The following is a 25,424-nucleotide window of genomic DNA, read 5'->3' on the forward strand; positions in this document are numbered from 1 at the left end:
TTACCTTTAAACTATTAATCCGACTACACATGCTGATAAAAAACTCACCAACACCGCACCATAAAGAATTTTCAAACTAAACTTCGAAACTTTAACAGATGCTTCTTTACTCAAAGCCTGAATTGCTCCTATGATTATCCCAATTGAACTAAAGTTTGCAAAGGAAACCAAAAATACTGATATAACCGCTTTAGTGTGCTCTGTAAATTGCTGTGATTGAGAACTCATCATCTGCATCGCCACAAACTCATTAGTTACCATTTTAGTACCCATAAGCTGCCCTGCTGCGTGCAACTCATCGCCATTAATATTAAGTATCCAAGCCATAGGATAAAATAGATAACCCAACAAATCCTGAAAACTTAGACCAAATAGACTACTAAATATCGCATTTAACATTGCAATTAGAGCAATAAATCCAATAAGCATTGCAGAAACAATAACAGCAACTTTAAAACCATCTAGTATGTACTCGGCAAGCATCTCAAAGAAGCCTTGCTTCTCTTCTTCAAACTCTTCATGTAACTTATCATAACTAAACTCTTCGGAAGCTTCATAAGGATTAATAATATTTAATACAAAGAAAGTCCCAAACATATTCATCACTAGAGCAACACATACATACTTAGGATCTAATAATGACATATAAGCACCTGCAACTGCTAAAGATACTGTAGACATTGCCGTTGCAGACATTGTATACAATACATTTGAAGGAAGATGGCCAATAATTTTTTTGTAATTAATAAAGTTTTCTGATTGTCCGACAGCAAGTGAACTAACAGCATTAAATGATTCTAACTTACCCATACCCGTAACTTTCGATAGAATCCAACCTATGCCCTTAATGACAAGAGGTAGTATTTTAAAATACTGTAAGATACCAATCAGTGAAGATACTAGAACAATAGGCATTCCCACATTGAAAAAGAAAATGAAGCCATTTTTAGACATATCAGTAAGATCACCAAAAATAAATGCTGATCCTTGATGTGCATAGTTAAGCAAATGCTCAAAACCTTCGGCAATAAAACCAACAACCTTTATACCTACTTCAGACTCAAGCATGAAAAAGCCAAGAGCTATTTGTACAACCAAAATAACCACTAGGTTTTTGTACCTGATTTTTTTCCTATCACTACTCCATATATAAGCTAAAACAAAAACAACAACAATACCGAGTATAAAAAACAATATCCTAGTAGCCACTACTAACTTCTCCATTTAAAAGGTTATCGAGTAAACCACTAACTCCGAATCTAAAGCTATCTGCTACTACATATTTTTTTGACATAATCTCTTCCGCTAGTTTAATATATCCTAAGGCCTGAGCTTCTTCTCTAATACCACCAGAAGCTTTAAAACCAACCTCATATCCAGAGTTTTTTATAGTCTCTAAAATCACTTTAGCGGCTCCTAAGCTTGCGCCATTTGGTGTTTTACCTGTAGATGTTTTAACAAAATCAGCTCCATTTACTATCGCATCATGGCTTGCTTTACTGATTAAGTTATCTTCATTCAACTCGCCTGATTCAATTATGACTTTCAAGACACGATCTTGGCATACATTTTTGACTTTCTCGATCATATCACATGATTTTTGTGAATGACCTTTTTGGATATATTCATTATAATCAATTACTAAATCAATCTCATCTGCTCCCAATGATACTGCTTCTTTAGCTTCTAAGACAATATCTTCAACTGAGCTATTCCCCTTAGGGAAATTAATCACAGTTGCAACTTTAAAATCACTACCTAAAGTTTTTTTAACTACAGGGACGAGTTGTTTATAAACGCATATTGCAGCAACTTCACCTAAAGAATTTTTAGCTTTTGCGCATAGCTTAACGATATCAGCATCAGTGTCACTCTCACCTAGCTGAGTCAAGTCCATTAATGATACTATCTTCTGTCTAGTTGTCATTATTAGCTCCAAAGATTGACTTACCATATCTCAGAGGCTCTACACCCATATAATCAGCAATTGTTTGACCAATATCCGCAAATGTATCCCTTGCCCCAATGAACTCTGCTTCGATATTCCTGCCCCATAATAAAAACGGTACACATTCTCTTGTATGATCTGAGCCTGGTGCAGTTGGATCACAACCATGGTCTGCTGCCAGTATAACAATAGTATCTTCATCTAGCTTAGCATCTAAGTCTGGAATTCTTGAGTCTAAATACTCTAATGCTTTACCATATCCTTTAGGATCTCTACGATGACCATAACTTGAATCTAAGTCAACAAAGTTTGTAAACACTAATGTATTTTCTTTTGCTGATTCATACTCTCTAATCGTATTATCGAATAACTCTTCTAGCCCAGTTGCTTTTACTTTCTTGGATATACCTTGATTAGCATAAATATCAGCAATTTTACCTATTGAAACAACTTTACCACCTTGATTAGTTAACTTATCAAGTAATGTTGGTGCCGGTGGCAATATCGAAAAATCCTTACGATTACCAGTACGAGTATATTCATCGGCAGACTCCCCAATAAATGGACGAGCAATAACCCTACCAACTTTCATTCCCATCTCATCAAGAATTTCTCTAGCTATTTTGCAGATATTCAATAATTTATCTAAACCATAATAATCTTCATGAGCAGCAACCTGAAAAACGCTATCTGCAGATGTATAAACAATTGGTTTCTTAGTGACACAACTCTCGCAACCATGCTCTTTTAGAACTTCTGTTCCTGATGCATGACCAGCATCTATAAAACCATCGGTAAGTCCAGCTCGTTCAACCCATTCATCAATAAACTCTTTATCAAAATAACCTTGATTACCTTTATTGGTAAAATAGTACCAATCAAACATAACAGGCACGCCAGCCAGCTCCCAGTGACCACTCGGTGTATCCTTACCTTTGCTAACCTCAGCACAATAGCCATACTTTGCATTTTCAATAACATCTATATGACTAACTTGTTGACTAAATTCTTTACACCTATTGTATTCAGCAGCCTTCAACAAACCTTTTGTTGCTAAGTTTGGGAGTTTGATACTCATGCCATTGTTAGTAAAATAGTCAACAATATGACCTAAAGTATCTGATCCTTCATCGCCAAAATCAGCAGCATCAGGTGCTTGTCCTATACCAAATGAATCAAATAATAAAATGACCGCTTTTTTATTCTTTAACATAATCACTAAACACCTTTTTTGTTATTCTCTAGGAATGCAATTCTAATCCCCCGCAAAATCAAATCCGGAGATATCTCATCAAAGATTCCTTCATCTTTAAACAATCCTGCAAATCCACCTGTTGCTATAGTATAAACAGGGGCTCCAAATTCTTCTAAACTTCTGGCTTTAAGCTCTCTTAATGCTCCTAAATGACCATAATACAACCCTGAACGAATATTAGTCTTAGTATCATAACCAATGGCAACCTCTGGTTTGACAATAGTTATTGAAGACAACTGCGAAGCTCCTTGACACAAAGCATTCAGTGAAAGCTTAACACCCGGCATAATTGAGCCACTTAAGTACTTTTTATCCTTAGTTACTAAATCAAAAGTAGTTGCTGTACCTAAATCAATAATTAGTAAATTTTTATTAGGATAATCAGCTATAGCTCCAATGCAGCTAGCTATTCTGTCTGCTCCTACTTGATGAGCTTCAACAGAAGACATATCAAGATCAGTAGTCTCCATACTAATAAAAAATGGCTTCATATCAAAGTATTTTATGACAGCAGAGCCTAAAGAATAATTTAAGTGAGGAACAACTGATGATATAGCACAACCTTCTATCTGAGCTAAATCTACTGAGTTCTCTCTTAATGCCTGCCTTAGAAATACACCTATCTGATCCGATGTGGAATCGACTGATGAAGTAGCATATCTTATTTGAGAAACTATATTTTCTCCCTCAAAAACACCTATATGTATATGAGAGTTCCCCACATCCATTACTAATAACATAAAACATCCTATAACTATAATTTAATGTGCTTGATCCCAACTCTCACCAGAATCAACATTTACCTCTAGGGGAACACTTAACTTAATAGACGATTCCATTATACTTTTTATTTTCGCAGTTACTTCATCAAGATTGAGCTTTCTAACTTCAAATACTAATTCATCATGCACTTGCATGACCATTTTAATGTCATCATTATACTCTTGTAAAATAACAGTGTTAACATCTATCATAGCTTTTTTAATAATATCTGCTGCTGTACCTTGCATAGGAGCATTAACAGCAGCTCTTTCAGCAGCATTTCTCTGGATTGCATTTTTAGCACTAATTTCTGGTAGGTACAATCTTCTTCCAAGTATAGTCTCAACATAACCATTTTGCTTTGCAAATTCTTTAGCTGTAGTCATATACTCTTTTACACTTGGATAACGACTAAAATACACATCTATATATTCTTGAGCTTCTGCTCTTGGTATTTCCAACTGTTTAGCCAATCCAAAAGCACTCATACCATAAATAAGTCCAAAGTTTATTGCTTTAGCCCTTCTTCGTTGCTCACTAGTAACCTCATCAAGACCTATACCTAAAACCTCAGCCGCAGTAGCACTATGAATATCTAAGCCTTGATTAAAAGCTTTTAAAAGGTTTTTATCTTTTGACAAATGCGCCATAATTCTCAGTTCAATCTGAGAGTAATCCGCTGCAACTACACAAAAATCATTTTCAGCAATAAATGCCTGTCTAATTTTACGCCCCTCAGGACTCTTAATAGGAATATTTTGTAAATTCGGATCTGATGAAGAAAGTCTTCCAGTCACAGTACCTGTCTGATTATACGAAGTATGAACGCGACCATTTATATCAAGCATTTTTGGCAACTTATCTGTATAAGTATTTTTAAGCTTTGATAGGTGGCGATACTTCATTATTAATGCTGCTATTTCATACTCTTCGGCTAGCTGCACCAAAACCTCTTCAGATGTCGAAGCTTGACCCTTTGCTGTCTTTTTGACTGGGGGAAGCCCCATCTTTTCAAACAAAATCTCTCTTAGCTGTACAGGTGAAGCTAAATTAAACTCCTGACCAGCAAGATCATAGCACTTAACTTCAAGCTCCTTTATAGAGTCCTCAAGATTAGCACTTTGTTCTATAAGTTTATCAGCATCTATTTTAACGCCAGTTTTTTCCATATTATTAAGGATAATAGTCAACGGCATTTCAACCTTAGAATATAGACTATATAACACTTCATCATCTTTTAGCATTTTCAAGAAATAATTATAAAGTCTAAATGTAATATCAGCATCTTCAGCAGCATACTTAGCTACTTTTTCTATATCTATTTGATCTAATGTCAACTGATTACGACCAGTTCCTGCTAATGTCGTATATGCGATTGGCTCAATACCTAAGTGCTCTTTTGATAAGCTATCCATATCATGTTTACCACTACTTTTTAGCACATATGCCATAATCATAGTATCATTAACTAGATTAACTATCTTAACTCCATATTTTGACAAAACTTTTTCATCAAATTTAAAATTATGGGCAACTTTAGACTTTTGAGAATCTACGAAAATAGGTTTTAAACTATCTAAAACAATCTCTAGTTCTAATTGCTGTGGAACTCCAAGGTATCTATGCTGCAAAGGAATATAATAAGCTCGACCCTCTTTTGCACAAAATGATAGACCAACAAGGTTCGCTTCATAAGTATTAAGAGAATCTGTCTCCGTATCAAATGCAAAACTACTGCTACTTTCCAATTCTTTGACCAAATCATTAAGTTGCTCTAGTGTTGCAACTATCTTATAGTCAACCTCTATATTTTCAGGTTGCGGTTTTGTTAACTTTAGTGAAGATGGAATACTTAAATCTTTAAGTAAAGATTTAAATTCATAACGTGTAAACACCTCATATAAGTATTCTTTATTAGCATTTTTACATTTTAAATCTTCTATAGATAGATTAAGCTCCACATCGCACTTTATAGTTGCTAATTTATAGGATAATTTGAGTAACTCGATATTATTGCGTAAATTTTCTCCAACTTTACCTTTGATATTATCTTGATTGGCAATAACACCATCAATATCATCATATTCTTGTAGCCATTTAATTGCTGTTTTAGGACCTACTTTTGGTACTCCTGGGATATTATCTGAAGAATCACCCATCAAAGCTAAATAATCTATAATTTGATCTGGTCTAATTTGATATTTTTCTATAACTCCCGCCACATCAGTAGTTACATTTTTCATAGAATCATAAAGAGTCACATTATCCGTGACTAACTGTGCCATATCCTTATCACCGGTTGATATAATGACATCATAACCTTGTTGCTCAAGATCTCTTGCCAATGTTCCTATTACATCATCTGCTTCAACGCCATCTTTTATTATCAATGGAAATCCCATATTCTCGATAATTTGATGTAATGGTTGGATTTGCACTCTAAGCTCATCATCCATCGCTTTACGATTTGCTTTGTATTCAGGATACATCTCATGACGAAAGTTCTTACCCTTAGGGTCAAAGACTACTGTGACATACTCGGTATCATAAATAGCAGGCAGTTTCTTAAGCATATTAATCACACCTATAATAGCCCCTGTTGGCTCACCTTGACTATTAGTAAGGTTTGGTAAAGCATGATATGCCCTAAAAAGATACGATGATCCATCAACTAAAACAATTTTTTTCATAGATTTTGTAGCTACTTTTTTATCAGGTTAATAGTAATATATATGCTTTGGTATATCAAACTGATTTATACTCTAGACTTCCATTCTAGTGGCAAATTTTCAGCTTAACCGAATAATCAATAAGACTCTAAGGCTATATCAAGATACCACCAATTACTCTTGGCAAAATCTTTACACTTAATGGCATCCTTATAAGTCATAATAACTATTTGTTCAGGATCAAAATGTTCAAAATTCTTAGGTGTATACTTATGATGATCTCTGAAGATATGCTCATGGTAGATATTCACTCCAAGCTCATCCAGCGAGCTAAAAAATTTATCAGGGTTACCAATACCAGCAACAGCATCTATTGATTTACCATAGAAACCATCTATATGTATGCTTTGCTTTGTTACAAGATTTACAAATTTTGTCGCCTTGATTTTAGCTCTGACAATATTAGAATTATAATTTAATAACTCACTATAGTTTTGATCATCAAGATTACCTATAGCGATTATTTGATCCACTGATTTTAGTCTTTCTACCGGTTCTCTGAGAGGTCCAGCTGGTAGACATAATCCATTGCCGAACATCCTACTGGCATCGATTACTACCACCTCTTTAGTTCTAGCTAATTTATAATGCTGTAAACCATCATCGGATATAATAACATCGGCATCAGGATAATTCTTTTCAATATATTTAACAGAATCAACTCTGTGTGGAGATATTACTATTGGCACCTTACCACCTAATGCATCAAATAACATTGCCGGTTCATCACCACATACACTTGCAGGTGTCTTTGAGTCGACTTCAAAAGGATATTTTTCTGCCTTAGCGCCATAGCCACGACTGATTACAACTGGCTTTTTACCTTGCTTTAGGTATTGATTAGCAAACATCCTCACTACAGGAGTTTTACCAGTTCCACCAACGGAGATATTACCCACTATAATTACAGGAATTTTTGACTTATATTGATTATCCTGTAGCCTAATTTTACGATTATGAGCAATCTTTAAGAAAATAAAAGCGATAGGACTTAAAATATAACTGAGTATCCCCGGCTTTGGTCTATACCAAATCTTATCTATCATTATTATTACTGAAGTCCTGATTGATATAGCCTAGTATAAAGTCCACCTTTCGCCAGAAGCTCTTCATGCTTACCACTTTCAACCATTTTACCGTCATCCATCACTACAATTTTGTCGGCATTTTCAACCGTACTCAACCTATGTGCAATAACTATAGTAGTACAAGATTTAGTCAAGCTTTCTAATGCTTGTTGAACCACTCTTTCTGATTCATTATCAAGTGCACTAGTTGCCTCATCAAATATCAATACTGGAGCATTCTTCAATAGAGCTCTAGCAATAGATAATCTCTGACGTTGACCACCTGATAGTTTAGAACCATTATTACCAATATTAGTATGGATACCATCTGAAAGTTCTTGAACAAACTCATAAGCATTAGCTCTTTTAAGAGCATCAACTACTTCTTCTTCAGAAACATCTCTAGAAAGTCCAAATGCTATATTGTTAAATACAGTATCATCAAATAAATGAACATTTTGTGAAACCATAGATAGATGCGATCTTAAGTTTTCTAAAGTCAAATCTCGTATATCAACATTATCTAATAGTATTTCACCTTTCTGCTGGGTATAAAATCTTGAAATAATGCTCGTCAGCGTTGTCTTACCACTCCCTGATTTACCAACAAAAGCTACGGTTTCTCCTGCTTCAATCTCTGTACTTACACCATTAAGAACTTTTTGCTCTCCAAATGCAAAACTAACATCTTTGATTGTTACTTTACCACAGACCTTATCAAGCTCTTTATTACCTGTTTCTTTCTCTGCCGGATAGTCTAAAATATAGAATATATCTTCTGTAGCTGCTACAGCTTTTTGAATAACGACATTAACCTTGGTAAGATTCTTAATTGGTTTTAGAATGGCAGCAGCAGCAGCGAAGAATGACGCAAAAGAACCAGCTGTTAACCAAGACGAACCTCCTCCTTCATTAGTCCCAAAGATTGCGATTGTGAATAGTGAAAAAGCAAGAACTAGTGAAGCAATAATCTGAATAACAGGTGATGTAAGAGCATCTAACACAATTGTTCTAATCTGCTGAGAGTAAGTATAATCAAGATTTTTAAAAAATTTACTCTGTTGTTTCTGTTGCGCACCAAAGATTCTAATTTCTTTGTAGTTTCTTATCGTTTCTTCTGCCGTATGAGTGACATTACCCATTGATGACTGAGTATTTCTACTTAATGATCTGAATTTCTTATTTATTATAGAAATAAACAAACCCAGAAATGGCCCAATAATTATTAAAAACAATGATAGTTGCCAACTTGAAACCACCATAACTATTATAAGACCTATAACAAAAGTACCATCTTGCACAACTGTGATAATAGCTGTTGATGTAGCCTCAGTAACTTGATCAACATTATATAATAGTCTCGATATAATCTGACCTGAAGAATGCTTATCAAAAAAGCTAGCAGGTAGATTCATAAATCTCTTATAAATATCTTTTCTAAATTTATAAACAACCTTCTGCCCTAAAGACCCTATAAAATATTGTGACAAAAATGATCCTACTGATCTCAAAGTCAAAAGCCCTACCATACCAACACCCATAAGCATAAGTATACTAGCACTTTGCTTAGTAATATCGCCGCCAGGACCAAACCCATAATTCAATATAGGGTTAATAAGATATATCATTGAAGCATCAGCAGCAGAGAAAAACACACTACCCACAGCTGCAATAACAAGAAAGTGCCACAAATGTTTAACCTGCGACAACAACCTTTTATAAAGGGTTCCCACCCTTTGCTTACTTGTCATTTCACCACTTAGGTTACCCGAACCCTGAGATTTAAGATCAATTTTATCAATCAAATTTGCCATAGAATACAAAAAGCCGTTAAAAAACCAACGCGAATAACAAATAATTATACACTTTTTTCTGTTAACATAAAGCAAACAGAAAGATGTTTATTAAGCGATGGAGTTTTACTTAGTTGGTGGTGCTGTTAGAGACTTGCTACTCGGGATAACCCCCAAAGACAAAGACTGGGTGGTGATTGGTGCTACAGAAGCTCAAATGATCAAAGCTGGCTTCACAAAAATACTATCTAGTTTTCCAGTCTTTTTACACCCAGAGACTAAAGAAGAGTATGCCTTAGCTAGATCAGAAAAAAAAATAGCTAAAGGCTATCATGGTTTTGAAGTTAATTTTTCAAGCAATATCACATTAGAAGAAGACTTAAAACGTAGAGACTTGACCATCAACTCCATGGCAATAGATAAAAGCAATAATATAATTGACCCTTTTAATGGTCAAAATGATATTAAAAATAGAATACTTCGACACACTTCAGAAGCATTTATTGAAGATCCTTTACGCGTGGTTAGACTAGCTCGCTTCAAAGCCCAACTTAGCGCTTTTAACTTCTCAGTTGCTGACGAAACTATAAATATAGTCGATTCTGTTATCAAGTCAGGAGAGCTAAACTACCTAACTAAGGAGCGATTGCATATAGAGTTTATCAAAGCACTTAAAAACCCAAGGATTTTTTTTGAGACATTAGACAATCTTGAAGCATTGGAGGTGACATTCCCATATATAAAAAAATCTTTAGACACAATACCAAACACAAGTTTCTTTGAGAGCAAAATTTACTTAAAATCTTCAAATGATGAGAAAATATGCCTATGTCTTCTAGACATTAAAGATGAGTTTGTTAAACATATAAAGCTGGAATTACTTCTATCAAACAAACAATACAAACTCTTAAATGCAGTCATAACTATAAGAAAAATTTTTGAACTTAAAAACATAAGTGCCAGAGATGTTCTTAGACTATTAAAAAAAGCAAATTTAATAAGAAATAAAGAGCTACAACAAGTTAGCACAAATACTTACATAAAATATCTAACAATAAATAATTCCAATACTTCAAACAGAACTATTGAACAGCTAAAAAACACTTTCCATGCCATAAATACCTCCAATATTAAAGACCTGACCATAACAGTGCCAAAAGAAGATCTCTCAAACGCTATAGAATCGCTTTATATTGATAATATAAAAAAGCAATTAAATCTATGATACAATTACAAAAATTTCTTTGTTTTTAGAAAAATTTAATGATGAGATTCATATTTAGAAATATTTTTTTATTTAATACTTTTGTTTGCTTAATCGCATTGGCTGTAGTTATGATTACCATTTTCGGTTTAAACTGGAAGCCCTGCCCAATGTGCCTAATTCAACAACTATGTGTTATATGCATTATGATATTTAGTATCCTAGGGTTAATCAAAAACAGCTCAAAAGGATTTAGTTCAATAGTACTGATAGTAATTGTATTAATCACTATTGTTGGTTGCTATATCGCTGCCGATCAAGCTTATTTACAGTACTTCTCATCAACAATATCCAATGACCCAACAGACTGTGGTGTTATTAGTAACCCATTGTTAATTGATGCTACAAAATCTTTAACAGGAACTGTTAGTAGCTGTACTAGTATTTCCGAAGAGATCTCTGGTGTTAGTTTGGCAGTATATAGCTTGATATTTTTCATTTGCCTATTAGGCATAAATTGTATTAGCTTATTTATAAGAATATTTAAAAAATAGTGGGATATAACAGTGGATTTTAAAAAAACTTTTTTAGACCTTAAAGAAAAAATTAATTCTAGTAAGAGAAACTATCTGATTTTTGTACTAGCAACCATTGTCATAGCATGGCTCATACTAGGCAAACTTGGAATATCTCTAGCAATTGTCTACTTTATTTTCCAAATCAACTATATAAAAACAAAACTTTCTCTCCTCAAAAACAAGCGTACTGCCTCAATAGCTGTTGTAGTAGCAACACTAATACTCTTTGGAAGTATTTTTGGATTTGCCGAACTTATTCAAAGTATGATTAAAAAAGGTATGGCTTCATACGTGCCTCAGCCTGTAGCTGTAACATCTTCAGTTGTAGAAAAAACAGACTGGAAACAGGTCATAAACACTATTGGTGAAGCACAAGCTATTCAATCCACAGAGATATCTTCTCAATCTGGTGGTATTGTAAGTGAAATTAATTTTAAGAGTGGACAAGAAGTTAAAGAAGGCGATCTTTTATTTAAACTAGACACCAGTCAACTAAAAGCTAGTTTAGAAGAGGCGTTATCAAACCTTAAACTTGCCAAAATCACAAAAGATCGTTATAACAAACTTGTTGAACAAAGAGCAACTTCAAAAGAATCTGCTGATAAAGCTAATGCTGATTACCTTTCTAAATTAGCTCAAGTTCAAAATATAGAGTCACAAATAGGCTTCAAAGAAATTAGAGCTCCATTTGACGGTAAGATAGGTATCAGAAACATAAGTTTAGGACAATATTTCAACAACGGTGATAATGCTGCTACACTTACAAAGATTGATCCTATATTTATTACATTCCCAGTGCCACAAAACAAAGTGAGCATGATTGATGTTGGTCAAGAAATTAACTTCTATTCTGACTCATATCCTGGTGAAACTTTTACGGCTAAAATTACGGCAATAAACTCTTTTATTAATGATTCAAATAGATCTATAACTGTTCAAGCAACATACCAAAACCCACATCATAAAATTGTCCCAGGAATGTTTTTAACTGTTCATGTTAGCTTACCAGTTAAGAAAAACTCTATTGTGATTCCTAGAAATGCTGTTTCATATAGCCTTTATGGTCAATCAGTATTTACACTCAACCCTGTAATGAAAGATGGCAAACCTGTCACAGCGTCTTACACATCCACAGCTGATGGAGGAATGAAAACTGTTGATACCGACAAGACTTTATACAAGGTGGGACAAGCTAATATTGAAGTCTTAGAAACTAGAAATAACTTAGCTCTTGTTAAAGGCTTAGAGCCTGGCACTACGATTATTACGTCAGGACAAAATAAAGTGCATAAAGGAATGGATGCAATACTGAACAATAGTGTAAAGATTGACAATAATATATATAATCAGGGAATCCAGTAATGCGTTTAATTGATCTCTTTATTCGAAGACCTGTTCTATCTCTTTCAATAAGCTTTATGATTATTGTTGTAGGAGTTGGCTCATTTTTTCAATTACAAGTTAGACAATACCCATACATAGATAGTGCCACTATTACAGTTACAACAGCATATCCAGGTGCAAACCCTGCTACGATCCAAGCTTTTGTAACTAGACCCTTAGAGGCTGCGGTTGGCTCTTCCAAAGGTATTGATTATATGACATCATCATCCGCACTAGGTACAAGTACAATTACTGTCTATGTTAAACTAGGCTACAATACTAACGATGTCTTATCTGAGGTTGTACAAAATGTTAACTCTGTACTTAACCAACTCCCTCAAGATGCTTATTCTCCGGCTATTAAGCTAAATCCTGCAGATAACTTCCCATCTTTAATCTTAGCGTTTACAAGTAAGACCATGAATACTTCAGAGATATCAGCATATATTAACTCTGAACTTACACCTAAACTACTAGCTCAAGGTGGATTATCTTCAATAGATGTATGGGGCAACAAGCCTTATGCAATGCGTATATATCCAAATAAAACGCGCATGGCAGAGTATGGTATCACACCAACTGAACTAGCCACAGCAATTGGCTCGAACAGTTTAGTTTCAGCAGGTGGTCAAATACAAGGACCATACTTAAACTATACACTTAATCCTGAAACAAGTATGTCTACAGCTCAAGAGTATAGAAACTTAATTGTCAAAAAAAGTGATAAACAGGTAGTACGACTCAAGGATGTTGCGAAAGTTGAGCTTGGTGCTCAAGACTACAACTCATCTGTGTATTTTGATGGCAAAAATGCTGTCCTAGCAGGTGCTGTAGTATCCCCTGAAGAAAACCCCCTTGAAGTAGTTGATAGACTAGTTGAAGAGCTACCAAATATCAAAGCAGCCCTTCCGAATGGCCTAGATGTTAACATTGCATACAATAGTACTACATATATCGAAGTTTCTATTGAAGAAGTTCTTCACACATTATTTGAAGCCGTGATAATTGTATCTGTAGTTATGTTTTTATTCTTAGGATCATTTAGAGCCATTATAGTTCCAGTTGTTGCAATTCCTCTTTCAATTATTGGATCATTCTTTTTGATGTCGCTTATGGGCTTCTCAATCAACCTTCTGACTCTTCTTGCCATGATTCTCGCAATCGGTCTTGTTGTTGATGACGCTATCGTTGTACTAGAGAATATTTATAGGCATATCGAAGAAGGAATGGAACCTTTTGCAGCCGCCATCAAAGGAGCTAGAGAAATAGCCAATCCTGTTATATTGATGACTCTAACCCTAGTCGTAGTATATGCTCCAATTGGTATGATGGGAGGCTTCACAGGACAACTATTCACAGAGTTTGCATATTCACTTGCTGGAGCTGTAGTAATATCTGGTATAGTTGCGTATACGCTCTCACCAATGTTATGCTCAAAAATCTTAAATAGAGAAATGATGAGCACAAAACTTGTTAAATTCATTGATAAACTCTTTACAGCATTAACTGCGAAATATAAAGCGATCTTAGAGTTTGTCTTAGATATCAAACCTGCAATAGCTGTTGTAGGACTGATTGTACTAGCCAGCTGTTTCATAATGGGTAAAGGGATTAAATCTGAATTAGCTCCTAATGAGGATATGGGCTTCCTAGGAATTATGGGACAAGCTCCATCTTCTGCAAATATTAATTACCTAGAAACTTTTGGTACAAAATTAGCTAGTACACTAGATGAAGTACCTGGCAAACAAGACACCTTTATTCTTAATGGAGTAATGGGGTCAAATGTGATTTTTGGCGGCTTTATTATGCAACCATGGGATAAGAGAGAAATCTCTCAACAAAAAGCTGCTCAGATAGCTCAGGCAAAGGTTACAGAACTACCAGGAATACAAACATATACATATCAAACTCCTGCACTACCAGGAATACCAAGAGGTGCCCCACTATCATTAGTTATTCAGAGTGTTAATGATTATGAGGCTATTGATGAAATTACTAATAAAGTAATTGATAAAATGATGAAAAGCGGATTATTTGTATTCGCTCAAAGTGATCTTAAATTTGATAACCCAGTTGTTGATATTAGTATTGATCGTGAAAAAGCTGGTATATTAGGCATCACCATGTCAGATATTGCCAAAACATTAGGTTACTCTTATGCAGGAGGATATATTAACTATTTCTTCCTAAAAGGATACAGTTTCCAAGTAATTCCCCAATTAGCTCGTAATGAAATGTTAACTCAAGAGCAATTAGGTAACATATACATTCGTTCCGATGAAGTTAGTGACTTGTTCAACTCAGAATTGCCTCTGTCGGCATTAGTATCCTTTAAAACAGAGGGCCAACCCCTTACCTTAAACACTTTCCAGCAATTAAATTCATCAACGATTTCTGCTGTTATGGCTCCGGGAATAACTCAAGGCCAAGCTATTGATTATGTTAAAAGTGTAGTTAGAAGTGAGTTGCCGGAAGGGTTCTCATTTAACTTCTCTGGCTCTGCTCGTCAATATATTGAAAACGGTAGCACTATGATGGTAGCTTTTGCATTTGCAATTGTACTTATCTTCTTAGCACTATCTGCTCAGTTTGAGAGCTTTAGAGATTCTTTGGTGATCTTAGTTACTATACCAATGGCTATATCTGGTGCACTAATACCGTTATATGTTGGTCAATATATGGGTGCTGGATGGGCATCACTAAACATCTACACTCAACTAGGTCTCGTAACCTTGATTGGTCTAATATCCAAACAAGGTATCATGGTTGTTGAATTTGCTAATCACTTACAAAAACATGAAGGAATGAATAAGTATGATGCTATTGTAACATCATCATCACAACGTCTAAGACCTATTTTGATGACAGTTTCAGCAATGGTAGTTGGTGTCATACCCCTGGTAACATCATCAGGAGCTGGTGCTATTAGTAGAAACTGTATAGGTGTGGTCATATCTAGCGGACTTGTGATAGGAGCGATCTTCTCACTATTTGTTTTACCTGTGGTATATATGTATATTGCTAGTGATAAATCAAGTGCTGTAAAAACCGATTCAGAGCAACAAAAAATCATCGATAATCTTGAAGAATAAGTACTTATAGAGCCTTTTGTTATTAGTAAATTTATTTTTTTTTTGCTAAAATGAAAATTACTCTAATTTAATATATCTTAATGAATGAATAATTCTCACCTTCCTCAGACCAAGCTATTGGCGACTTTAGCGTGGGTAATATGCTTAATCGCTACTCTTAATTATAGTTACGACTTCTTTATCAGGGCTGCTCCTGGTGTAATGGGAGATAATTTAATTCGTGACTTTGGTATTAGTCATACTCAACTTGGAATGTTATCTTCGGCATATTTTATATCGTATACAATAATGCAAATTCCGGCTGGTGTAATACTAGATAAATATAATCGTAAAGTAGTAATCAGTGTTGCTACAGCATTTTGTGTTCTTGGTAACTATTTATTTTCTGCTACAGATAATTATGAAATCGCCTATATTGGTAGAATCTTTATGGGTATAGGCTCTGCTTTTGGATTTATTGGCGCCGCTAAAATGGCCGCTATGTGGCTACCTGAAAGACTTTTTTCAACATTTATAGGATTTGCAACTGTTGTAGGAATACTGGGTGGTCTAGTTACTGACACAATGCTATCTAGCTTAGTTTCTGAATTAGGTTGGAAAGAAGGTAATGCTGTATTTACATATATTGGTGTCGGAATATTACTACTAATAGTTTTATTTATTCGTGATAATCCAAAACATGTTCAGAAGTTCACTCATCTAAGTGAAGCCAACTTCAAAGAAACTATCATTAAAGTTTTAAAAATCTTTTGTAATATAAGATTTTGGTCAGCAAGCATTATTGGTGCAGTACTATTTATACCTATTAATGTCCTAGGCTCTCTTTGGGGGGTTGGCTTAATCCAAGCTAAATTTGGCCTTAGCCAAGAAACTGCATCACATATAAATGGTGTTTTATTTATTGGTGCTGCAGTAGGCTTCACAATTGCAGCAATTATTGCCTCATTAACAAACAGATATCGTCGTATGTTAATTTTGAGCATAATATCACTTGCTGTAATTTTAGCTATTATTTTATATGTTCCCGTTAATTTATCGCTATTCACCTTACTATACTTCTTGCTTGGTGCCGCAGCTGGACCTCAAGCTGTCACTTTTGGTATAGCCAAGATAATCTCACCTAAAGGAACTACGGGCTCTGCCACAGCTGGTGTAAATATGATAAACAACTTTATTCCAATTATATTATTGCCACTTGTAGGGTATATACTTACTCATTTTGGCTCACTAATAGATAATTCAACCACCATCTATACTATCTCTAGTTACCAAAATGCTCTTGATATGGTAATAGTATTTCTATTAATTTGCCTTCCTATCGCTATGATAATTCCCAAAGAAGTAGATGCGGATCTTGATCACTAATCAGATATTTTAGTTTTATATATAATTTAAATTCTCTGGATAAGGATTTAAATAACTCTGCTTCTCTAAATATGGCAAATCCAGCTCAATAAGATACATTCTAATTACACTGACAGGAACTTCCCAAGATATTTTACAATCACGATACTTATTAAGTAGTTCTTGTAGATATTGTCTCTGAGCTTTTGAAACTTTTTTATTTATTTCTCTGAGAACATTTTGAAGTGCCATATAATGAGCCCCTCTCTTAGCAGGCTTAGCTATTGCTTGCATAAAAAGCTCGATGTATTTATGCTTTATAGCTTCGACATCTACCTTATTACCAGCTTCTGACAACATATTCCCAAGAATTTTCTTAGTCTTATTGTTGTGCATTCGTAATAAAATTTTATGCTTTGAGTGATATTCCATCATTTCAGTAATATTAGAACACCGCATAAACTTTGTTCTAAGACTATGGTAGCAAAAAACTTTACGCAGAAAATGATCACGTAATGTTTTATCAGTAAGCTTACCATCATCTTCTATAGGCAAAAGAGGGTCATATTCTTTTAATGCTCTTACAAACAAACCATCTGCTTTTTCACCTGTATAGCCATGATTCTCATCAAAAACTCTCGCTGTATTAACACCACAGCTTGGAGATTTCGCCTTTAATATAAAACCATATACAGTATCAAGTTTCGATATAAGCATAGCGACAGCTTTCTGAATCTTATCTGTTACATCATCATGAGTTTTATTGGTTTTAACTGACAAAACATTTGTCTGAATATCTTCAACTAGAAATAAAGTAGGCCTAGGAACTCCAAGACCAGCAGCAACTTCCGGACAAACTATTTTGTAATCAAAATATTCAGCATACGTACCAGTTATGTATGATTTATGGCAATTGCCGCCATTATATCGAACATTATTTCCTACTAGACAACTACTGACACCTATTGGTATTTTGTTCAAAACTTATACCTAATTTAACTAATATTAATTAAATTATAGATTAGATATCAAGATAATAAAGATATTTATTCAAAAGAAGTAGCTATATTAAGAATCTCTTCAAGTCGATCATCTGTATCTGCAAGCACTAAAATCATAACTTTGTTATTTAGATCAAGATTGCCTATACATGTTATAATTACACCCTCAGTATCACCATATGTATAATCAACTCCATTATCTTTAAGATACTGATAATAGTCATCTATAGTTGATCCTTTAGGGACTAACACATTATTATGGCCCACCCAAGGCTTATGCTCACCCTTGCGCAATTCGTGCGCTAAAAAGCCTGCATAAATAGCGCCTGTTTGTCGTGCATTAACTTCAAGTACGTAAGGTACAATCTTACCATTAATCTCACGGATAAGAAGATCAACACCCACGACACCTCTAACACCCATGTCACGAAGAATTTCTGTCATTTGATCACAAATTTCTATTACTGCAGGCTCTTCACTAAATTTAGACTTATACTTATTGCCTAAGTGTGTCTGACCATCAAGCATTTGATCACTTAAACCAAGACAGACATCGTCTTCTTTTTTATCACCAATACTTACTTGAAAGGCAGGTGAACCTAAATTATCAAGCCAAGGGTCAATCATAAATACCTCAACCCTATGCATAAGCTTTAGAATATCTCTTAATTCCTTTTCGCTCTCAAACCTATGAATACCGTATCCAGAACAAGCTCGAGGCATAATTACAGCACACTCATAAATACCTTTATTCTCATAGTCACGATAAATCTGTAGAGCTTTTTTAACATAATCTTCATCACTAATTGTCGATATAATATTAACACTCGGAACTAACACACCCCTATCATACAACATTTGCCTAAGGAATGATTTATCATTTAAAAACTGTGATAATGCTTCTGATAGCCCATAGTTTTTATTGTGTTTGATTCCGATTAGTTCAATTGCTGTAGCAGCTGTAAATGGCACAATATGAGTATACTCAGGATTACTAAACTCAGGAATTTGATCAGCATAATTCATAACTATTGTAGACAGCCTATAGTGCTCCATCAGCTTGTCTAAAAATATAAAGTTATCCATGGTTATATACGTAAGACCAATCCTATTAAAATAACTAACAATTTCTTCAACTTCACTCTGTGTCTTTTTGGGCAGGATAATTTTATGATCTTTGGCAAGTAAGCACAAAGTACGTGTAACATATTTATTTACAAAAGAGCTAACAAGATCTGCACCATATATATCTGTTGTATTAGGCACATGAATAGCTTTTTTACCCCATATTCTTTCAGAGACAGCATTTGTCTTTTTTATTGCCATATTTTAAGCTCCTATTAGTTGTTTCTGCCGCTTATACGCTACAGCTTTAGCAAATGCGTCAGCCATTGATGCTAACTTACCCGGATCAACTTCTAAATTAGCTATATCATAATGTTCATCCGCAGTTGTTGTTTTAGACAGCAAGTCTTTCGGTATATCAATACAAACTGCCTCAAGCTCGCACACAAGATAGTGAGCCACCAAATGTTCCGCTAGGATATACGGTTTATCATACTCTATATCAATATCAATCTGTTTAAGTTCATGAGATAGAGATTCAATCAAATCTTTGGAGGCAAATATCCCGTTACGAGCATCTCCCGTAAAGAGTTCAGTAACTCTTTTTTCACCCTCTTTATGAGCATTTCTATACAGCTCAATATATTTTCTCAACGTATCAGGAGTTTCTATAATAGCTTCTGAATATCTTTCTTGTACAACATTTGGAGAGTAAGTAGACATAGTATGTAAATCTATGGCAACTGCATTATAAGTTTTGGCCACAGCAACAATATGACATAATTTCTGCATATACTTATCAAATAACTTCATAAGCTCTTGTTTAAGTTCTATATGCTGATTATAGTCGATGATATCTCTTATACAGTTTGGATATAATCTTCCCGCATCTAATATGGAGCGAGGGAAAGAAGGCTCTGCAATAAGTGTGTATAACCCATATTCTGAATAGAGCCTCTGAGCTATTGCATGAGAGAGCGAATGTGTACCGAAATCATATTCTATTGATAAAAAATCATCAAACTCTTCTTTACTAAGTTTGACAAGCTGTCCAATAGCAGGAAAATCAAACTCAACAAAATCTTTACCTAATTCTGCATGAGGGCATGTAATGACTAAGTCAAACTTTAAATCTTCCTGAGTATAGAAGTATAGAGTAGCCGCTTCATAGTATTTTACGTAGAAAGGCTCAACTACTTTATTCATGCTATCTAACAAAATTATATAATTATTATTTATGATAATATTCGATTATAGCAATTATAAAACTAATAATAAAATTCAAAATTGATTATAATTATTTTTACTAAATATTTAATCCTGTATCGGTATGTTTTTTAAGAATAAAAAAGAAAGTTCCATCTTAAGCTTTCTAGTTGTTTCTTTTGCAAGCTTTTTTGCTATTTTTATGCTTGTTATCTCTATTTTTAGCTTTTATCAGGTTAAGCACCAAAACAACTCTCTTTTTAACTATCAATTAAAAACCGCAGCGCAAGTTATTGAAACTGTTCTAAAAATATACCCATTAGAAGATGATGAAAATACTACTGATATGATTGTTAACAAAATATCCTCTTCTTTTTTGAATATCAAGAATTATAATGAAAGCGTTGGCTTTATCGTATATGATAGAAAACACAAAAAGCTACTATTAAAAACATCAAACTTGCCATCATTTCATAAGAATTATGATGGAATTACATCTACTACAGGGTTTGAATGGATTTATACAGATACTGATGGTATTCATAAACACTGGTATACATATACTCTAAAGACAGACGGTGGAGATGTAGTAACAGTATTCGTAAATAATTCTGATAAAGATAAGCTATCTCGACAAATAATTTTTAAGTTTGCAATACTTTTAGCATCAATATATATAATCCTTATTGGATTTATTTATTACATACTAAAAACTGCTCTTTATCCTCTAGAAAGAATAAATAAACGTGTAGCAAAAATTAATCCTCGTAGAAATGAGAAACTTAATGAGGATATTATTCCCTTTGAGATAAAATCTATCGTTGAACAGATTAATTCATTAATAGAAAAGTTTCATGCAACATTAGAGAGGGAAAAGCGATTCTCAGGCGATGCTGCACACGAACTTAAGACTCCTATAGCAGGAGTAAAAACTTTGGTTGAGATTGCGCTTGCATCTGATGACATAAATGAGATTAAACAAAAACTCGAACGAATCAAAAACTCCACCAATAGATACTCTCATATTATTGACCAGTTATTAACATTAAGTAGAATCCAGCCGAATGAGCAAATCACATTTGGTAAAAAACTTATGATCAATACTGTACTTGAAACATTCATTGCTGATAATGCTATTAAAGCTATCGAGAAAAATATAGAAATTGCATTCTATCCATCACAAGAAAATTTATATTGCTATAGTAACGAATACCTATTAGGAATAATGTTTAAGAACCTAATATCAAATGCTATAAAATATACTCCAGATGGTGGACTCGTTGAGATACACTCTTTCCAAAAGGATGATAATATCGTTGTTGAAATTAAAGATAATGGTATAGGTGTCCCTCCTGAAAATATCGAACGTATTTTTGATAGATTCTATAGGGAGACAGGCACCGGTGAAGAAGGAAGCGGACTTGGACTGGCAATAGTTTCAGAAATCGTAAGGCTCCATGACGGTAAGATATTTGCACAAAACAATACTGATGGGAATGGTATCACTGTTACTGTCAAAATTCCTATTGAGCATAAACAAGAAGACTAAATATATCTTTCTAGAGCCTTTGAAATCTCAGGATCCTCAAACTCAAAACCCTCTCTTTGTAATTTAGTTGGTTTTATGTTTTGGCTAGATAACAAAAGCTCCTTCCCCATCTGTCCAAACATTAGCTTAATCATTGCACTTGGAATCTTAATTATACGTTTTTTGGCTAGATATTTACCCAAAAGCTCTATTAAGTGCCTATGCTGGCTAGCTTCGGGCGATGTCAGATTATATACTTCTTTCTTGTCCAACTTGTTGTCTATAATAAACTCAACCGCTCTCGATAAGTCAAAGACACTTATCCAAGTCATATAATTATGTCCATTACCAAACATTGTCAAAAAGCCAAATTTAGCAGGCATAATCATTTTTTCAAGAACACCACCGTTACCGATAACAACCCCAAAACGCATGATTGTGTACCTGGCTAGCGGAGAATCCACTAAACATTTCTCCCAACTATCAACAACTTGCTGACCAAAAGTTAAGTTATCAAACTTTCTATCATGCTTTTCTTCATCCTGAGGAATATCAGAAAAATTATAATAGCCAATAGCACTAGCATTAATTAGCCAAATATTTTTATTACCTATTAGTTCAACCAACCTAGTAGTTGGTTCTATACGACTAGATATAATCTTATTCTTAACAGAGTTACTCCAACGCTTCTGACCAATGTTATAACCACATAAATTTATGACAATATCAAAATCAGATATCTTAACCTCATCAAGCTCAGACCAAGTTAATAAATCATCATAGTATCCAATTTTAGATTTTTGCGATCTAGTGAGTAATGTCAATCTATACTTAGGACTTAAATATTTTGATAACTCCCTACCTACAAATCCTGCTCCGCCTGCTACTAGTATTTTCATAAGATCTCCTAAAATCTTAACTTATACTACTATTATATTTGTAAAGTTTGACTAAGTAACATTACAATTTATTAATCTAGTTTGTGGTTACTTGAGAATAGTAAACTATTGTGAGATTCTATTTATAGTAGCCTCCCAGCTGAAAATCATAATAAAAGTTACTAGCCTAATCTATAAGTAGGATAGTTTTAATAACAACAAAAAATAGAGGTTCTTTCTATGTACTGGGTCGAAATACTATCAAGAATACAGTTTGCCTTTACGGTAAGTTTTCATATTTTGTTTCCAGCCTTCAGTATTGGGTTATCAACATTTTTGATGATCTTCGAGGCTTTATGGCTAATTACCAAAAATGATAAATACCTCGCTATAGTAAAATTCTGGACAAAGATATTTGCTCTTACGTTTGGTATGGGCGTTGTGTCTGGAATTGTTATGGAGTTCCAATTTGGTGCTAATTGGGCAGGCTTTGCCGAAAAAGTTGGTCCTGTACTTGGCTCTCTGTTCACATATGAAGTCCTTACAGCCTTCTTCATAGAGGCTGGAGCATTAGGTATTATGATTTTCGGTTGGGGTAAAATAAACAAATATGTTCATTTTTTGGCTAACTTCACAATATTTGTTGGTGTGACATTATCAGCCTTTTGGATATTATCAGCTAACTCATGGATGCAAACACCTGATGGTGTGAACTATATCAATGGTAAGTTTGAAGTGTATAGTTGGTATCATGTAATCTTTAACCCTTCTGTGATTCCAAGGTATATTCATATGCTTATGGCTGCATATTTGAGCACTCTAATGGTTATACTAGGTGTTAGTGCATATTACATTATCAAGGATAAACATCACACCTTTGCAAAAACATGCATCAAATTTTCGATAGTTTCCATTCTAATTTTAAGTATAGGTCAACTTGGTGTGGGTGACGATGTAGGTAGAGAAGTACATGAACATCAGCCACTTAAAACAGCGGCAATGGAAGGTGTTTGGGATACTCAGAAAGGCGCTCCTTTTGTAATATTTGCATACCCAAGCGAATCACAAGAAAAGAACTTATTCGCTATAGAGATTCCTAAGCTTGCTTCTCTAATAAACACTCATGAGCTGAACGGAGAATTAATAGGTCTTAAATCTGTTCCGGAAAAAGATAGACCAGTGGTTGCTGTCGTATTCTATAGCTTTAGAATAATGGTAGGTATTGGTACGCTAATGATACTTATGGGTGTTGTAGGAACTATACTCTTAGCGAGAAAAAAACTACAAACTTCAAAATGGTTCCTAAGACTCTGTACACTAACTACACCACTTGGTTTTGTTGCTATCATCACAGGATGGTTCACAGCAGAATTTGGTAGACAACCTTGGACTGTATATAACATACTAAGGACTGAGTATTCTGTCAGTGGTATTAACTTCTGGCAAGTGTTTAGCTCATTAGCAGCAATAGTCATTGTTTACTTCATTATATTTGGGTTCTTCTACTTCAGATACTTATTTAGAATTATAAATGGTGGTCCAAGTACTGGTGGAGAAGAAAGAATGCCTTACTCATACTTCCAATCAGTTGAGAAGACTACAGGCGAGGAGGAATAGTTATGGACTTAGGATTAATTTGGTTATTTATAATTGCTTTTGCTCTACTACTATATATTGTATTAGATGGATTTGCTCTAGGCATGGGGTCACTATTTCCATTTTTTGATGATCATCAAAAAGATATTGCAGTGAGTATATTACTACCAACTTGGGATGGTAACCAAACATGGCTAGTTTTTGCTTTAGCGTGCTTTTATGGGATGTTTCCTATCGCATTTGCCTACATATTCCCTAAGATTTACTTATCCGCGATACTTTTAGTAGTTATGATACTCTTCAGAGGTATTTGCTTTGAGTTTAGACTAAAATCTCATAAAGGTATCAAAAACTGGGATAAGCTTTTCTTCATATCTTCATTAACGGCAACTTTTCTGCAAGGCTACATAGTTGGCGAATTGATAGTAGGTTTCCCACATAGTACTTTTTATGGTACTGGCTTTTCCATACTTACGGGTATAGCTCTAGTATTTGGTTATAGCTTACTTGGCGCAACTCGTCTTATACTTAAAACTGAAGGAGAGCTTTATGATAAAGCTAAAAGACTAGCTAAATCATGTAGTATAGTACTTGCGATATTAATGTTAATTATTGGAGCAATTACTCCTATATATACTAAATTACCTTTAGATAGCTTCTATAAGATGACTGTCCTTGGCGCACTTTTTGTACTTACCATTATAAGTTTCTTAGTCCTTATCAAAGTGATAGATGCTAAAAATCATGCTTTACCATATTGGTCGGCTGTAGCAATATTTGTCTTTACGTATACAAGTATGCTGGCATTAATATTTCCATATATTATCCCTTATCACATTACATACACCCAAGCACAAGCTAGTGATACCACACTACTATTTACGCTAATTCCAGCTGTAATTATGATCCCATTACTGTTGCTATACACCAGCTATGCTTACTATATCTTTAGAGGAAAAACCAAAGAAAAATTAAGTTACTAGGAGAAATAA

The 25,424-nt window shown here is 34.3% G+C and carries 19 protein-coding genes; 8 read left to right on the plus strand and 11 right to left on the minus strand.

What is annotated here, in order from left to right; all coding sequences use genetic code 11:
• Positions 1 to 6: 6 nt before the first annotated feature.
• The 7 genes from F3D59_RS05795 to msbA form a co-directional block, all read right to left on the minus strand.
• Complete coding sequence (locus F3D59_RS05795) at positions 7 to 1,209, minus strand: nucleoside transporter C-terminal domain-containing protein (RefSeq protein ID WP_150464231.1); 1,203 nt, start codon at positions 1,207 to 1,209, stop codon at positions 7 to 9.
• Entirely contained in the window at positions 1,199 to 1,954 is a 756-nt protein-coding gene (gene deoC / locus F3D59_RS05800; protein WP_191092442.1) for a deoxyribose-phosphate aldolase, read from the minus strand. The genes F3D59_RS05795 and deoC overlap by 11 nt, the downstream gene beginning before the upstream one ends.
• On the minus strand, positions 1,917 to 3,161 hold the full coding sequence (locus tag F3D59_RS05805; protein WP_150464147.1) for a phosphopentomutase: 1,245 nt from the start codon (positions 3,159 to 3,161) through the stop codon (positions 1,917 to 1,919). The genes deoC and F3D59_RS05805 overlap by 38 nt, the downstream gene beginning before the upstream one ends.
• 5 nt (positions 3,162 to 3,166) lie before the next feature.
• Positions 3,167 to 3,943, minus strand: coding sequence for a type III pantothenate kinase (locus tag F3D59_RS05810; RefSeq protein ID WP_146420866.1), 777 nt, complete (start codon positions 3,941 to 3,943; stop codon positions 3,167 to 3,169).
• Between the two features lie 21 nt (positions 3,944 to 3,964).
• Positions 3,965 to 6,655, minus strand: coding sequence for a DNA polymerase I (polA, locus tag F3D59_RS05815; RefSeq protein WP_150464148.1), 2,691 nt, complete (start codon positions 6,653 to 6,655; stop codon positions 3,965 to 3,967).
• Between the two features lie 116 nt (positions 6,656 to 6,771).
• Positions 6,772 to 7,740: a tetraacyldisaccharide 4'-kinase gene (lpxK, locus tag F3D59_RS05820; RefSeq protein ID WP_150464149.1), complete on the minus strand. Its 969-nt coding sequence runs from the start codon at positions 7,738 to 7,740 to the stop codon at positions 6,772 to 6,774.
• 5 nt (positions 7,741 to 7,745) lie between these two features.
• Positions 7,746 to 9,575 (minus strand): lipid A export permease/ATP-binding protein MsbA, encoded by a 1,830-nt coding sequence (msbA, locus tag F3D59_RS05825; protein ID WP_150464150.1) that lies wholly within the window; start codon positions 9,573 to 9,575, stop codon positions 7,746 to 7,748.
• Between the two features lie 97 nt (positions 9,576 to 9,672).
• Here msbA and F3D59_RS05830 point away from each other — a divergent pair, with 97 nt between their 5' ends.
• From F3D59_RS05830 to F3D59_RS05850, 5 genes are all read left to right on the plus strand, one after another.
• Positions 9,673 to 10,779, plus strand: a complete 1,107-nt coding sequence (locus tag F3D59_RS05830; protein ID WP_150464151.1) for a CCA tRNA nucleotidyltransferase — start codon at positions 9,673 to 9,675, stop codon at positions 10,777 to 10,779.
• 41 nt (positions 10,780 to 10,820) lie between these two features.
• Positions 10,821 to 11,312 (plus strand): disulfide bond formation protein B, encoded by a 492-nt coding sequence (locus F3D59_RS05835; RefSeq protein WP_041263888.1) that lies wholly within the window; start codon positions 10,821 to 10,823, stop codon positions 11,310 to 11,312.
• 12 nt (positions 11,313 to 11,324) lie between these two features.
• Positions 11,325 to 12,698, plus strand: a complete 1,374-nt coding sequence (locus tag F3D59_RS05840; protein WP_150464152.1) for an efflux RND transporter periplasmic adaptor subunit — start codon at positions 11,325 to 11,327, stop codon at positions 12,696 to 12,698.
• Positions 12,698 to 15,814, plus strand: a complete 3,117-nt coding sequence (locus F3D59_RS05845) for an efflux RND transporter permease subunit (RefSeq protein WP_150464153.1) — start codon at positions 12,698 to 12,700, stop codon at positions 15,812 to 15,814. The genes F3D59_RS05840 and F3D59_RS05845 overlap by 1 nt, the downstream gene beginning before the upstream one ends.
• Before the next feature lie 84 nt (positions 15,815 to 15,898).
• Entirely contained in the window at positions 15,899 to 17,179 is a 1,281-nt protein-coding gene (locus F3D59_RS05850; protein ID WP_150464154.1) for an MFS transporter, read from the plus strand.
• Positions 17,180 to 17,194: 15 nt separating this feature from the next.
• Here the strand turns inward: F3D59_RS05850 and F3D59_RS05855 are convergent, their stop codons facing one another.
• From F3D59_RS05855 to F3D59_RS05870, 3 genes are all read right to left on the minus strand, one after another.
• On the minus strand, positions 17,195 to 18,139 hold the full coding sequence (locus tag F3D59_RS05855; protein ID WP_150464155.1) for a YbgA family protein: 945 nt from the start codon (positions 18,137 to 18,139) through the stop codon (positions 17,195 to 17,197).
• Between the two features lie 65 nt (positions 18,140 to 18,204).
• The gene (locus F3D59_RS05860) at positions 18,205 to 19,485 is read right to left on the minus strand and encodes an ATP-grasp domain-containing protein (protein ID WP_191092443.1); all 1,281 of its coding nucleotides are present in this window, start codon (positions 19,483 to 19,485) and stop codon (positions 18,205 to 18,207) included.
• Between the two features lie 3 nt (positions 19,486 to 19,488).
• Complete coding sequence (locus F3D59_RS05870; RefSeq protein ID WP_150464157.1) at positions 19,489 to 20,442, minus strand: hypothetical protein; 954 nt, start codon at positions 20,440 to 20,442, stop codon at positions 19,489 to 19,491.
• Between the two features lie 112 nt (positions 20,443 to 20,554).
• Here F3D59_RS05870 and F3D59_RS05875 point away from each other — a divergent pair, with 112 nt between their 5' ends.
• On the plus strand, positions 20,555 to 21,979 hold the full coding sequence (locus tag F3D59_RS05875; RefSeq protein WP_150464158.1) for a sensor histidine kinase: 1,425 nt from the start codon (positions 20,555 to 20,557) through the stop codon (positions 21,977 to 21,979).
• Here the strand turns inward: F3D59_RS05875 and F3D59_RS05880 are convergent.
• On the minus strand, positions 21,976 to 22,857 hold the full coding sequence (locus F3D59_RS05880; protein WP_150464159.1) for a TIGR01777 family oxidoreductase: 882 nt from the start codon (positions 22,855 to 22,857) through the stop codon (positions 21,976 to 21,978). The two genes, F3D59_RS05875 and F3D59_RS05880, sit on opposite strands and share 4 nt — an antisense overlap.
• Before the next feature lie 219 nt (positions 22,858 to 23,076).
• Between F3D59_RS05880 and F3D59_RS05885 the strand changes: the two genes are divergently transcribed.
• Both F3D59_RS05885 and F3D59_RS05890 read left to right on the plus strand, forming a co-directional pair.
• Positions 23,077 to 24,453, plus strand: coding sequence for a cytochrome ubiquinol oxidase subunit I (locus tag F3D59_RS05885; RefSeq protein ID WP_150464160.1), 1,377 nt, complete (start codon positions 23,077 to 23,079; stop codon positions 24,451 to 24,453).
• Positions 24,454 to 24,455: 2 nt separating this feature from the next.
• A complete protein-coding gene (locus tag F3D59_RS05890) occupies positions 24,456 to 25,415 on the plus strand; it encodes a cytochrome d ubiquinol oxidase subunit II (protein WP_150464161.1) in 960 nt (319 codons plus the stop codon).
• Positions 25,416 to 25,424 lie beyond the last annotated feature (9 nt).

Origin of the sequence: Francisella sp. XLW-1, assembly GCF_008711455.1 — a bacterium.
In the GTDB taxonomy this organism is placed as follows: domain Bacteria; phylum Pseudomonadota; class Gammaproteobacteria; order Francisellales; family Francisellaceae; genus Francisella; species Francisella salimarina.